The sequence below is a fragment of the Mesorhizobium sp. P160219 genome (assembly GCF_057786095.1).
The window spans coordinates 4,656,302-4,668,743 of record NZ_JBYNWG010000001.1 but is presented as its reverse complement, the minus strand read 5'-3'; the positions used below and the strand labels follow the sequence as shown (position 1 = coordinate 4,668,743).

Here is a 12,442-nt window from a genome sequence, read left to right as displayed (position 1 = left end):
ATACAGAGCCGGCACGGGAACAAACCCGGCCGTTTTCCTCACGCAGGCGATTCCCCCGCCACGGGCGCACACCTGCGAAATTCGTCGCGATCACCTGAAGCCTTTTCGCGGGAAGCGAAAGGAGCCGCCTTTCATCTGACCTGTAGCAGGAAGCTGCGGGAGAAGCGGTTCCAGGATTGCAGTGATCCACCATCGCTTTTATGATTTGACGGGGTGGAAGGCAACCCCGATTTCGGATGCCGGCAAAAAGCAGTGCCGTAACGGAAGCACAGGCCTTAATCCTCAATGAAAAGGCTTGGTTAACCTTCTCTGGATACCAATCGTTAATCGAGTCTGCGGCCTGACCGGCATTTCGACCAACCACGCGGGCGCAAGGCGCCAAACCAGGAGCGACTGCAAGAAATGGGACTGGCGGGCACCACAGACAAGGGCCATGGCCGTGCAGGCCGTTTCCTGCGCGCTGCCGGTGTGCTGTTGCTGCTGGCGCTTTGCCTTGCTTTTGCGCCGGTTTCACGCGCCGCCGATGCGCCACTCGGCGCCACCGCCTACAAGATGGCCGGCGACGCAACCAAGATGCGCATCGTCATCGATTTCGACCGCGAGCCCGACATCAAATGGTTCCTGCTGCGCGGCCCCAACCGGCTGGTCGTGGACCTGCCGCGCACCCGATTCGCCATTGGCGCGAAGGACGCCAAGGCCCGCGGCCTGGTCAAAGCGGTGCGTTATGGCGATCAGGGCGAGGGATCGCGGCTGATCCTGACCGGCAAGGGGCCGTTCTCGGTCGACAAGCTCGAGGTGCTCAAGAACGAGGACGGCGCAGGCTATCGCATCGCCATCGACATGTCGGCAGCCTCCGACCGCGAGTTCGACGAAGCCCTTGCCAACCAGGCGCTGACCACTGGCTCGACCGTCTCCACCGACAAGGGCTCCAGGGTCGGCACAGGGCCGATCTCCAATCCCGGGCATCGCTTCACCATCGTCATCGATCCCGGCCATGGCGGCATCGACGGTGGCGCCGAAGGCCTCAACGGCACCATCGAGAAGAACGTGACCTTGGCCTTTGCCACTGAATTGCGCGACAAGCTCGCCACCGTCGGCAACTACGACGTGTTCATGACGCGCGACACCGACGAGTTCCTGCGGCTCGATGACCGCGTGCGCATCGCCCGGCAGCACGAGGCTGACCTTTTGATCTCGATCCATGCCGACACGATCAGCGTCAAGGGTATCAGAGGCGCCACCGTCTATACCGTCTCCGACAAGGCGTCCGATCCGCAAGCGCAGGCGCTTGCCGACCGTGAAAACCTCTCCGACCAGTTCGCCGGCATGGTGATCAAGGACGACAACAAGGAAGTCACCGACATACTGATCGACCTGATCCGCCGCGAGACGCATAATTTCTCGATGAGCTTTGCCCACACTCTGGTCGGCCAGTTGTCCACCAGCGTCGGCCTGATCAACAATCCGCAGCGTTCGGCCGGCTTCAAAGTGCTGAAAGCGCCCGATGTGCCGTCGGTGCTGGTGGAACTCGGCTATCTCTCCAACGCCAAGGATGAGGCGCAACTGCTCGACGCCGACTGGCGCGGCAAGGCGGCGCAGAGCATCACCAACGCCGTCGCCCTGTTTGCCTCCGCCAAGATGGGAACGGGAACCGGAGGCTGAGATGGTCGCCGCCGCCCACGACCGGAGGCAGCGTTGCACGGGGACAACACTAGGCGCTTTTATTTCCGGTGGGGGATGCCGAAACCGGGCACTGCCGTATTTTGCCCACATGGTGGCGACATGGGTTTTCCATCACGGATCGGGACAGTTGCGAAGGCTTGCGCGAAAGGCGGCTTCGTCTAGGAAATTCCCGGACCTCGGACTGGAGCGGGCATGATTCGTCTTATCGGCTATTTCTTTGGTATCGGCACGACGCTGGCGCTTATCGTCGCCGCGGGCGTGGCGATATACATCAGCCATCTGTCGAAAGACCTACCCGACTACGAGGTTCTGGCCAAGTACGAGCCGCCGGTGACGACCCGCATCCATGCTTCCGACGGCTCGCTGATGGCCGAATATGCGCGCGAACGGCGGCTCTATCTGCCGATCCAGGCGGTTCCGGACCGGGTCAAGGCGGCGTTCCTGTCGGCCGAGGACAAGAATTTCTACAACCATCCCGGCATCGACATCACCGGGCTTGGCCGCGCCATCTACGTCAACCTGCAGAATCTGGGTTCGGGCAGGCGCCAGGTCGGCGCCTCGACCATCACCCAGCAGGTGGCGAAGAACTTCCTCTTGTCCTCGGACCAGACCTACGAGCGCAAGATCAAGGAGATGATCCTGGCCTTCCGCATCGAGCAGGCTTATTCGAAGGACCGCATCCTTGAGCTCTATCTCAACGAAATCTTCTTCGGTTTCGGCGCCTATGGCGTTGCGGGCGCGGCACTGACCTATTTCGACAAGTCGGTCAACGAACTCACCGTCGCGGAAGCCGCTTATCTGGCGTCGCTGCCGAAGGGGCCCAACAACTACCATCCCTTCAAGCATGCCGACCGCGCCATCGAGCGCCGCAACTGGGTCATCGACCAGATGGTCGAGAACGGCTACGTGACGCGCGAGGAAGGCGACAAGGCCAAGGCCGAGCCGCTTGGCGTGACGCCGCGCCGCAATGGCTCCTATCTGTTTGCGGGTGAATATTTCACCGAGGAAGTGCGCCGCCAGATCATCTCGCGCTATGGCGAGAACGCGCTCTATGAGGGCGGCCTTTCGGTGCGCACGACGCTCGATCCGAAGATCCAGCTCATCGCCCGCAAGTCGATGCAGAACGGCTTGCTCAAATACGACACGCTGCGCGGCTATCGCGGACCGGTGACGCATATCGATGCTTCCGGCGACTGGGGCGTGGCGCTGGGCAACGTCAAGGGGCTGGAAGACGTGCCGGAATGGTCGCTTGCCGTCGTGCTCGACAGCTCGGCGACCGGCCTTTCCATCGGCCTGCAGCCGACGCGGCAGATATCAGGCGACATCGTCAAGGAACGCGTCGAAGGCGCCGTCAGCAAGGAAGACATGAGCTTTGCCATGCGCCATGTGGTCGATGGCAAGACGGTCAAGGCCAAGTCTCCGGCCGATGTACTGCAGCCCGGCGACGTCATCTTCGTGCAGAAGAACGAAGGGTCGGAAGGCGCCTACACGTTGCGCCAGGTGCCGGAAGTGGAGGGCGGCCTGATCGCCATGGATCCACATACCGGCCGCGTGCTGGCCATGGTCGGCGGCTTCTCCTATGCGCAGTCGGAGTTCAACCGCGCCACGCAGGCGATGCGCCAGCCGGGATCGTCCTTCAAGCCGATCGTCTATTCGGCCGCGCTCGACAATGGCTATACGCCGGCCTCGGTTATCATGGACGGACCGATCACCATCCAGAGCGGCAACACGACCTGGACGCCGAAGAACTATGACGGCACGGTGGCCGGCCCCGCGACCTTGCGCTCCGGTATCGAAAAGTCGCGCAATTTGATGACGGTGCGGCTCGCCAACGACATGGGAATGAAGCTGGTGGTGGAATATGCCGAGCGTTTCGGCGTCTACGACCATCTGGCGCCGTATCTGCCGATGGCGCTGGGCTCCGGCGAGACGACGGTGATGCGCATGGTGTCGGCCTATTCGATCATGGCCAATGGCGGCAAGTCGATCAAACCCTCGCTCATCGACCGCATCCAGGACCGCTACGGCAAGACCGTGTTCAAGCAGGACGAGCGCGGCTGCGAAGGCTGCAACGCGCCCGAATGGAACAACCAGCCCGAACCGGAACTGGTCGACAATTCCGAGCAGGTGCTCGATCCGATGACTGCCTACCAGATCACCTCGATGATGGAAGGCGTGGTCCAGCGCGGCACCGGCGCCACCATCGCCGAGCTTGGCCGCCACATCGCCGGCAAGACCGGAACGACCAATGACGAGAAGGACGCCTGGTTCATCGGCTATACGCCGAACCTCGTCGTCGGCCTCTACATGGGTTACGACACGCCGCGCGGTCTCGGCCATGGCGCCACCGGCGGTGGTCTGGCGGCGCCTATCTTCAAGGACTTCATGCGCGTTGCGCTGGACGGCACGCCCAATGTCGACTTCAAGGTGCCGGAAGGCATGAACCTGGTCGCGATCAACCGCAAGACCGGCATGCGTGCCGCGTCGGGCGATCCCGGCACCATCATCGAAGCCTTCAAGCCCGGCACCGGCCCCGCCGACAGCTATTGGGTGATCGGCATGGGCGCCGACGGGTCCAACGGCGCCGGCGGACCGCTATCGCCGCAGGCTACGGAAGCTATCCAGGCACCCGGCGGCGGACTCTACTGACGACCTGATTTTTTACGTCGAATGGGCTGGCTTGTTGAGCCGGCCCATTTCGCTTTACAGGCAGCAATGCCGTGCCTATGTATCGCGCCGACCCAAGCGCCACTTCAAAAACAGGACAGAACAACCAGCCATGCGCGCGGAAACGCAGAATATTGTCGACGAGATCAGGCAGGCGATCACCCTGCTGAGGAGGCATCTTTGACTGGGATCAGGCTATAAAGCGGCTTGAATACCTGAACGTGCGCGCCGAGGATTCCAGCCTCTGGAATGATCCGCTGGAAGCGCAAAAGCTGATGCGCGAGCGCCAAGGCCTCGAAGACGGGATCGCCGGCGTCAAAAGCCTGACTCAGGCGCTGGAAGACAATATCGGCCTGATCGAACTGGGTGAGGAAGAGGGCGACCAGAGCGTGATCGCCGAGGCGGAAGCAGCCCTCCGCTCGATGCAGGGCGAGGCCAAGGCCCGCCAGGTCGAGACGCTGCTGTCGGGCGAGGCCGACGCCAACGACACCTATCTCGAAGTCCATGCCGGCGCCGGCGGCACCGAGAGCCAGGACTGGGCCTCGATGCTTCTGCGCATGTACACGCGCTGGGCCGAGCGTCGCCGTTTCAAGGTCGAAGTGCTGGAAGTCCATGACGGCGAAGAGGCCGGCATCAAGTCCGCCACGCTCCTGATCAAGGGCCACAATGCCTATGGCTGGCTGAAGACCGAGTCGGGCGTTCATCGCCTGGTCCGCATTTCACCCTATGACAGCAATGCGCGCCGCCACACGTCCTTCTCCAGCGTCTGGGTCTACCCGGTCGTCGATGACAGGATCGAGATCGACGTCTCGGAATCCGATGTACGCATCGACACCTACCGCTCATCCGGTTCGGGCGGCCAGCACGTCAACACCACGGACTCGGCGGTTCGCATCACCCATATCGCCACCGGCATCGCGGTTGCCTGCCAGGCCGAACGCTCGCAGCACAAGAACAAGGCGAAGGCCTGGGAAATGCTGCGCTCGCGCCTTTACGAGGAAGAGCTGAAGAAGCGCGAAGCGGTGGCCAATGCCACAGAAGCGTCGAAGAGCGACATCGGCTGGGGTCACCAGATCCGTTCCTATGTGCTGCAGCCCTACCAGTTGGTGAAGGACCTGCGCACCGGCGTCGAGAGCACCAGCCCGTCGAGCGTGCTCGACGGCGACCTCGACGACTTCATGGAAGCTTCGTTGTCGCAGCGCATCGAGGGCGGTGCCGGTGAAGCCGTGGCCGACCTCGACTAGGATATGTCCATATTCAGCTGAGGCCGGCCTGCGAATGGCAAATTCCTGCGCTTCCGCCACTTTCGACTCGGCTGACTTGAATAAGAACATCCCTTGGCGGGGGAGCGAAGGAGGAACCATGACTCGCAGGCTCACCGGCAAATGCTTTTGCGGCGCGGTCCAGTATGAAGTGGCGGACGAGTTCGTCTATGCCGCCAACTGCCATTGTTCGAACTGCCGGCGCACCACAGGTTCCGCCTTCAAGCCCTTCGCCGGCATCGAGCGCGAGAAACTTGCCCTTGCCGAAGGGCATCACGGGCTCATCCATTTCGGCGATGACAGCGGCCACGATGCGCATTGCAGCCGCTGCGGCTCGTTGCTGTATTCGCTGGTCCGCGACGGCGCCTATGTCCACGTCGCCATGGGCACGCTGGTCGACGATCCAACGATCCGGCCGACCGCGCACATCTTCGTCGGCTCCAAGGCGCCATGGTTCACCATCGCCGACGACTTGCCGCAATATGAAGGGCATGTGATCGCCGGTCCAGGCGACGTATAGGCTGGAACCACATACGGCCAATCCCGTTGTTTCGTTGCCCGTCTGCCGGGAGTTGAGCCTGGCCTTGGATCTCGTCAGCGGTTGCAGATGGCGGCGTAGATGTGCGGCCTCGCGCAGCAACTTCTTGCGCCGGCCAAGGAATCAGCCCAGCATCCGAGCGCTGGAAGAGAAAAAGCATTTATGGCCGGACGCGGCATATCTGCGACCTGACGATCCGGCCACTGGGAAGACACGTTCCGGGAACGGGCAAGCGAAACGCTTGATGCTCGTGTGAAAGGAACGCTTCCATGTCTGCTGCCACTCTCCGATCGGCCAGAGCCGTTCAACCGGCTGGCCGACTCCTGTTTTCCTTGTTCGTCACCCCGATCGTTGCAATCGCGATGGCGGTGCTGACCGCACCCGCCTTCGCCCATGACGCCAAGCCCACGGCGGCGAAGCCGCAAGGCTGGAGTTATCCCTTCGCCTGCTGTGCAAACTACGACTGCCGCACCACCCATACCGGCGAGGTGCTGGAAAAGCCGGAGGGTTATGTCATCGCCGGAACGGGGGAGGTCGTGCCGATGAGCGACAAGCGGGTCAAGGACTCACCCGACGGCGATTTCCACTGGTGCGCGCACCAGGCCGGCCTCGACGCAGGCAAGACGATCTGCCTGTTCGTGCCACCGCGTTCCTACTGAGTTCTGTTGGCAGTTCTCATCGGAAGGCCGGCCTTGGTGCTGAAGGCGCTTGCGTCAGACGGAAGCAGCGAGTGCTGAGGCGAAGTCGCGATACGGGCGCAGTGGGCGACCCAGAAGTGCCGTCAGGCGCTCGACGTCGCCGGCCTCGGGCAACATCCCGTCGGTGAAGAAACGCTCGCCCATCAGGCGCATGTCGTAGGCCATCCAGGCGGGCAGGAACTGCTTGAGATTTTGCTCAAAACCCTCCGTATTGTCGCCGCTGTAGCTGATCGGGCGGGCGAGTACGTCTGACCAGATTGCGGCAATGTCCGTCCCGGTCAGTGTCTGCGGACCGACGAGGTTGATCCTCTCGAACGCAAGCGGCTCCTTGGACCGTTCGCGACGCAGCAGCTCAAGAGCGGCGATCTCGGCGATATCGCGGGCGTCGATCATGGCGAGACCCTTGGGGCCGATCGGCATTGGGTAGGTGCCGTAGCCGGTGATGACGTCTTCGACCGTCAGATCGTTCTGGATGAAGTAGGCCGGGCGCAAGATCGTAGCTTTGAAGTCCATCTGTTCGATCATTCGCTCGACGCCGAACTTGCCCGCGAAATGCGGCACGTTCACATAGACGTCAGCGTGGATCACCGAGAGATAGACGATCCGCTCGATGCCGGCCGATCGGGCGACATTCAAGGCGATCAAAGCCTGGGTGAATTCGTCCGGCACCACGGCGTTCAAGAGGAACAGCGTGGAAACGCCAGACATGGCTTTGCGCAGCGAATCGACATCGAGAAAGTCGCCTTGCACGACGGATACGCCTGCCGGAAAACTGGCTTTCGACGGATCGCGCACGAGAGCACGCACATCGGCGCCGCGCTTGGCGAGCTGTTCGACGACTTGGCGGCCGATATTGCCGGTGGCGCCGGTAACGAGAATGGTCATGGAATTTCTCCTGTTGGGTTGCTTGACAGCCCCAATATGTGTGGCTCACAAAGAGCCCAGTAGACGGCAATTTTAGACACGTCGTCTCGCTGGTGGGACAGTCATGGATCTTTTAGCCCTTGCCGATTTTAACCTCGTGGCTCGCCATGGCGGCTTCGGCAAAGCGGCAAGGTCCACCGGCCGGCCCAAGGCAACGTTGTCCCGGCGCGTTGGCGAATTGGAAAGCAGTCTCGATCTGCGTCTGTTCGAACGGGGTGCGCGTAACCTGAAGCTGACCGAAGAAGGACGGGCGCTCTTCGAGCGGACGGGGGCGTTGCTTGCCGAGCTGGACGAGACGGCATCGGCGATTGCCTCGGGCGGTCAGAGACCCAAGGGCAGATTGCGGATCAGCGCGCCTTTGCATTTTTCGCAGACTGCAATGGGGAGGATCGCTGCGGGATTTGCCCTGAGGTATCCTGAGGTGAGGCTTGAAGTGACCACCGAAGACCGGCATGTCGACATGATCGAGGAAGGCTACGATCTGGTAATCCGGGTCAATCCGGATCCCGATGAAAGCCTGGTCGGACGGGCGTTTCTCCGCGACCGCCTGGTCGTTGTGGCGAGCCCGGACCTTCCTCGCCCGACCGATGGGCTCGCCGCTCCTGGCGTTGCGCGCGGGACAGGCGAGCGGCAAACATGGCAGGTGAAGACACCAGGTGGCCGGGCAACACTTAGAATCGAGCCGGTCCTCGCCTTGTCGACGCTGATCATGGTCCGGGATGCGGTGCGAGCCGGCATCGGCGCAGGACGGCTTCCCATTTCGTTGGTGGCCCACGACCTGGCTGACGGCACACTGGTGAATTGGGGGGATATTGACGGCCCCGAAATTTCTCTATGGACGCTCTACCCCTCCCGGCGGCTGCTCAGCGCGCGCGTGTCGGCGTTCCTGGATTTTCTGAAACAGGCTTTCCCAAACGGGACGCCGGACGAACTGGCCGCCTATATCGGCAGGTGACGACGATTGGGAGGTGACGACGGGCCTGCTTCAGCCAGAGCGCCGCTCGGCTCGATCGACCGGAGCCTGCTGACAGACAGTTGTCAGGAGCCTTCCTTTATGGTGCCTTGCCGCATGGGTGGCGGGCAACGGAGAGGAAAGCTTTTCATGACCATCAAGGCCAGCTGTCATTGCAAGGCGACGACGTTCGAGGTTTCGCAGGCGCCCGAGACGGTAACACAATGCACCTGCTCGTTCTGCTCCAAGCGCGGTTCGCTGTGGGCTTACTACGTTCCGTCGCAATTCAAGCTCACCAGCTCGCCGGAAAACGTTTCCTTCTATCAATGGGGATCGAAGACCGTCAAACACGGGTTTTGCGCCATTTGCGGCTGCGGCACCTTCACCGAAACGCCGGACTGGTCGACCGGAAAACCGGACTTCGACAATCCCAAGATCTCAGTCAATTCGCGGCTGTTCGACGATTTCGACCTCGACAAGGTCGAGGTGGTCGTCATTGACGGCAAGAACCTCTGGTAGGCCAGCACCAGCCACCGAAGCGGAAGTGTGGCGCGAGCGGGGAGAAGCCGCTTTCGCCGCTCGGTTTTTCGCCGCATTTCATGTTACAAGACCGGAGAAGGGCTTATATGCGCGAGCCGCAAAGGCCGCGCTTTGGAGAGGGACGATCCTTATGAAAAAGACTGTGCTCGTCGCCGTTGCGACGGCTGTGCTGGTGAGTGCCTGCACCACGACCGATCCGTACACCGGGGAGCAGAAGGTTTCGAACACCGCAGCCGGCGCCGGCCTTGGCGCCCTGGCGGGCGCGGGCCTCGGCCTGCTTGCCGGCGGCAATGACCGCCGCAACGCGCTGATCGGCGCCGGTATCGGCGCGCTGGCCGGCGGCGCCATCGGCGCGACCATGGACCAGAACGAGGCTGAACTGCGCCGCCAGCTCGAAGGCACCGGCGTCAGCGTCACCCGCACCGGCGACCAGATCATCCTCAACATGCCGTCCGACATTACTTTCAACGTCGACCAGGATGCGGTGAAGCCCGGCTTCTACCAGGTGCTGAACTCGGTTGCGCTGGTGCTGAAGAAGTTCAAGCAGACCACGGTCGACGTGTTCGGCCATACCGATTCGACCGGTGGCGACGAACACAATTTCGATCTGTCGCAGCGCCGCGCATTGGCGGTCGCCAACTATCTCTCAGGCCAAGGTGTCGATTCGCGCCGCTTCGCCGTCACCGGATTCGGCAAGACCCGTCCGATCGCGTCCAACGGAACGGCGGCCGGCCGTGCGCAGAACCGGCGCGTCGAGATCCAGCTTTCGCCGCTGACCTGAATTGTTCGGCATCGAAATGCGAAGGCGGCCCCCGCAAGGGGCCGCTTTCTTTTTGGGCTCCTGTGGTCCGCCAAAAGGTCTAACGCATTAGAGATTTCTAATAATCCCTTTCCGGAGGCCTTGGAAGGGATTAGCATTGGTGCGGTTCCAGAGGGGATGGGGCGATACAAACGGCCATGCAGTCACTTAGTCGGCCCCGGTCCTGCACGGCCAGATAAGGAAATCTGGGAGGAATGCATGACAAGAACAGCTCGTCTTGGGCGTTGCGGCGTCCTCATTTTGACAGGTCTGGTCTCTGCTTGGTGCGCGGCGGCCACGGCTCGAGCCGAGGACGCCAACAAAGCCGACATCGAAGCGTTGAAGAAATCGCTCGCCAAATATGAAGACTACACGGTCGCCGTCCGCGACCTTTATCTGTCGACTGTCGGGTGCGTCTATTACAGCGGGGACAGGATCGAGGGCGCAATGGACTATCCGAAGGGCGCTATGGGCATCCATTTCGTCAACGTCCCGAGTGTCGGTCAGAAACTCGATCCGATGCGCCCCAATGTGCTGATCTACGAGCCGACCAAGAAAGGCTTGAAATTGGTTGGCGTGGAATGGCTGGTGCCCCTGACGCCAGACACCAAGGAACCTCCAAAACTATTTGGCCAGACCTTCATGGGACCGATGGAAGGGCACTATCCGCTCATTCCGAGGGAGTTCGTCCACTACGACCTTCATGCCTGGCTGTTCAGAGACAATCCGAACGGCATGTTCAGTCCGACCAACCCGAACGTGAAATGCAGCAAGGCAGAGTTTCCGATGCTGGAAAACCCGACCAAGATGACACCCGGCCCGATGTGACGGACGGGCCAGGATAGGAGCGTGCCAAGAGTGCAAGCTGGCCGGCTGCATTTGAGAGCGCTCGGGAGTCAGGCTCGGACGACGATCGGCATGAGGGCCGGCGCGCATGAAGGCTGCCCGCATGAAGACAGGTATCTGGTCGCGGAAGTCGACAATGGCGCTGCGAGCCGTCAGTCGAAGGTAAAAGCGGCCCGCAAGGGCCGTTCTTGTTTGGCATGTCGGACTCCGTAATCAAGGCCTACGAGGTCGGCTGATCGACAATTGCCGCAACGATACGGCGCACGATCGGCAAGACCAGCAGCAGACTTGGAAAGCCCACTAGCCATGATGCTCCCCATGCATACGGCCAGGTCGCCACGAAACCGGTTGTCCAGCCCGCATTGATCAGCGTCGCTACCGCGGAAACAATGCACGACATCAGGATGGAAAGTACGAATGGCATTACCAGCGCATTGTAGGAGGCCGGTAGCTTCCTCGATTTCAAAACCTTGTGGGATGACGGTCGCATCACCTATCTCCTTCTCGAAAAGTGGAAGTATGCGCGGCTGGGCGCAGTCAGGCGGCCTGCGCCATTTGCTGGGCAAGGTTTCGAATAAAGCCGCGCAACGAACGCGGTTCGCGGCCCAGGGCGGCGCGCAATGTCAGACTGTTTCCGCCAAGGCCATAGTGGGCATAGTGGGCGTATATTTTGGCCAGCACCTGCATTTGGCGGTCATTGTAGGGAAGGCGTGCCTCGGCCGCCCACTCGCCAAATGTCGGCTCACCAGAAGAGATGGGTCTGCCAAGTTCCTCACTCATCATCGCAACGATGTCTTCCCGGCTGTGCATGCCGTCAGCGCACAGATCGAGGGTCGCGTAGGACAATCGCGCTTCGGTTAGGGCGATCGCCGCCACCTCAGCGACATCGCGGTAGTCGACGCGGGCCAGCTTCGCCGTCTTTGGAAACGGTTCCGAGAAAACACCATGTTCAACGACGGACGGCCAGGCCGCTGCGAGGTTCTGCATGAAATTGGCAGGGTGCAGAATCGTATATTCCATCGTCGTCGAGTAGAGAGCAGCCTCGACAGGCACCTTGCTGGCATGGTTCTTCAGTCGCGTATTGGTAGGCTGGATCACCGACGAGAAGACGAACTTTCGAACTCCTGCTCGCGTGGCGGCCTCAACCATGGCAACGCCCATGGCTGCTTCATCGGGAGCAAAAGCCGGCCCAATGTGAAAGACGCCGTCGACGCCCGCGACCGCCCTTTCGAGGCTCTGACGATTTCGCAAATCTCCTGTCGCAACCTCGGATGCGCCCACCTTCCGGGCCTTTTCGGCATTCGCAGGGTCGCGAACGAGCGCTCGAACATTGGCATTGCGGCGGACAAGTTCAGGCACGACAAGTCCCGCAACTCGGCCTGTGGCACCAACAACCAGAACAGTTGGATTGGCTACTTGCATGACGATTTCCTTCCATCAAGCCTGTCCTCGCGGGACAACTTGCAGAGAGGTACGACGTCGCAATTGTCGTTACAATTACCCGTTTTTGCGATATATTATGTCGAATGTCGG

Annotated in this window: 12 protein-coding genes; 9 read left to right on the top strand and 3 right to left on the bottom strand. The window is 61.4% G+C overall.

Annotation, left to right across the window (positions count from 1 at the left end; translation table 11 throughout):
* Positions 1 to 402 precede the first annotated feature (402 nt).
* From AC3EMP_RS22705 to AC3EMP_RS22685, 5 genes are all read left to right on the top strand, one after another.
* A complete protein-coding gene (locus AC3EMP_RS22705) occupies positions 403 to 1,662 on the top strand; it encodes an N-acetylmuramoyl-L-alanine amidase (RefSeq protein ID WP_023695365.1) in 1,260 nt (419 codons plus the stop codon).
* Between the two features lie 213 nt (positions 1,663 to 1,875).
* The gene (locus AC3EMP_RS22700) at positions 1,876 to 4,332 is read left to right on the top strand and encodes a penicillin-binding protein 1A (protein ID WP_023695364.1); all 2,457 of its coding nucleotides are present in this window, start codon (positions 1,876 to 1,878) and stop codon (positions 4,330 to 4,332) included.
* 130 nt (positions 4,333 to 4,462) lie between these two features.
* Positions 4,463 to 5,594, top strand: a protein-coding gene (gene prfB, locus AC3EMP_RS22695; protein WP_155922402.1) for a peptide chain release factor 2 whose coding sequence is annotated in 2 segments (ribosomal slippage) — positions 4,463 to 4,528 and positions 4,530 to 5,594 — 1,131 coding nt in all. Because the reading frame shifts where the segments join, the coding sequence is not laid out codon by codon here.
* 118 nt (positions 5,595 to 5,712) lie between these two features.
* Positions 5,713 to 6,132, top strand: a complete 420-nt coding sequence (locus AC3EMP_RS22690; protein WP_023691227.1) for a GFA family protein — start codon at positions 5,713 to 5,715, stop codon at positions 6,130 to 6,132.
* Between the two features lie 287 nt (positions 6,133 to 6,419).
* Entirely contained in the window at positions 6,420 to 6,809 is a 390-nt protein-coding gene (locus tag AC3EMP_RS22685; protein WP_023691228.1) for a hypothetical protein, read from the top strand.
* A gap of 54 nt (positions 6,810 to 6,863) precedes the next feature.
* Here AC3EMP_RS22685 and AC3EMP_RS22680 read toward each other — a convergent pair whose 3' ends face one another.
* Positions 6,864 to 7,733: an NmrA/HSCARG family protein gene (locus AC3EMP_RS22680; RefSeq protein ID WP_023715785.1), complete on the bottom strand. Its 870-nt coding sequence runs from the start codon at positions 7,731 to 7,733 to the stop codon at positions 6,864 to 6,866.
* Positions 7,734 to 7,836: 103 nt separating this feature from the next.
* Here AC3EMP_RS22680 and AC3EMP_RS22675 point away from each other — a divergent pair, with 103 nt between their 5' ends.
* From AC3EMP_RS22675 to AC3EMP_RS22660, 4 genes are all read left to right on the top strand, one after another.
* Positions 7,837 to 8,727: a LysR family transcriptional regulator gene (locus AC3EMP_RS22675; RefSeq protein ID WP_352535557.1), complete on the top strand. Its 891-nt coding sequence runs from the start codon at positions 7,837 to 7,839 to the stop codon at positions 8,725 to 8,727.
* A 147-nt stretch (positions 8,728 to 8,874) separates the two neighbouring features.
* Positions 8,875 to 9,243 (top strand): GFA family protein, encoded by a 369-nt coding sequence (locus tag AC3EMP_RS22670; protein ID WP_023667471.1) that lies wholly within the window; start codon positions 8,875 to 8,877, stop codon positions 9,241 to 9,243.
* A gap of 151 nt (positions 9,244 to 9,394) precedes the next feature.
* Positions 9,395 to 10,045, top strand: a complete 651-nt coding sequence (locus tag AC3EMP_RS22665; protein ID WP_023667470.1) for a YiaD family glycine zipper/OmpA-like lipoprotein — start codon at positions 9,395 to 9,397, stop codon at positions 10,043 to 10,045.
* A gap of 237 nt (positions 10,046 to 10,282) precedes the next feature.
* The gene (locus tag AC3EMP_RS22660; protein ID WP_352711392.1) at positions 10,283 to 10,891 is read left to right on the top strand and encodes a hypothetical protein; all 609 of its coding nucleotides are present in this window, start codon (positions 10,283 to 10,285) and stop codon (positions 10,889 to 10,891) included.
* A 238-nt stretch (positions 10,892 to 11,129) separates the two neighbouring features.
* On the opposite strand, the gene AC3EMP_RS22655 is transcribed toward AC3EMP_RS22660, so the two are convergent.
* On the bottom strand, positions 11,130 to 11,399 hold the full coding sequence (locus AC3EMP_RS22655) for a DUF2798 domain-containing protein (protein WP_023667468.1): 270 nt from the start codon (positions 11,397 to 11,399) through the stop codon (positions 11,130 to 11,132).
* Between the two features lie 47 nt (positions 11,400 to 11,446).
* Entirely contained in the window at positions 11,447 to 12,331 is an 885-nt protein-coding gene (locus AC3EMP_RS22650; protein WP_023691232.1) for an NmrA/HSCARG family protein, read from the bottom strand.
* Positions 12,332 to 12,442: the final 111 nt, after the last annotated feature.

Excerpts from the sequence above, each read along its gene's own strand:
- AC3EMP_RS22655 (WP_023667468.1), bottom strand. The coding sequence starts at position 11,399 with ATGCGACCGTCATCCCACAAGGTTTTGAAATCGAGGAAGCTACCGGCC.
- AC3EMP_RS22650 (WP_023691232.1), bottom strand. The coding sequence starts at position 12,331 with ATGCAAGTAGCCAATCCAACTGTTCTGGTTGTTGGTGCCACAGGCCGA.
- AC3EMP_RS22685 (WP_023691228.1), top strand. The coding sequence starts at position 6,420 with ATGTCTGCTGCCACTCTCCGATCGGCCAGAGCCGTTCAACCGGCTGGC.
- AC3EMP_RS22660 (WP_352711392.1), top strand. The coding sequence starts at position 10,283 with ATGACAAGAACAGCTCGTCTTGGGCGTTGCGGCGTCCTCATTTTGACA.
- AC3EMP_RS22705 (WP_023695365.1), top strand. The coding sequence starts at position 403 with ATGGGACTGGCGGGCACCACAGACAAGGGCCATGGCCGTGCAGGCCGT.
- AC3EMP_RS22675 (WP_352535557.1), top strand. The coding sequence starts at position 7,837 with ATGGATCTTTTAGCCCTTGCCGATTTTAACCTCGTGGCTCGCCATGGC.
- AC3EMP_RS22690 (WP_023691227.1), top strand. The coding sequence starts at position 5,713 with ATGACTCGCAGGCTCACCGGCAAATGCTTTTGCGGCGCGGTCCAGTAT.
- AC3EMP_RS22700 (WP_023695364.1), top strand. The coding sequence starts at position 1,876 with ATGATTCGTCTTATCGGCTATTTCTTTGGTATCGGCACGACGCTGGCG.
- AC3EMP_RS22670 (WP_023667471.1), top strand. The coding sequence starts at position 8,875 with ATGACCATCAAGGCCAGCTGTCATTGCAAGGCGACGACGTTCGAGGTT.
- AC3EMP_RS22665 (WP_023667470.1), top strand. The coding sequence starts at position 9,395 with ATGAAAAAGACTGTGCTCGTCGCCGTTGCGACGGCTGTGCTGGTGAGT.
- AC3EMP_RS22680 (WP_023715785.1), bottom strand. The coding sequence starts at position 7,733 with ATGACCATTCTCGTTACCGGCGCCACCGGCAATATCGGCCGCCAAGTC.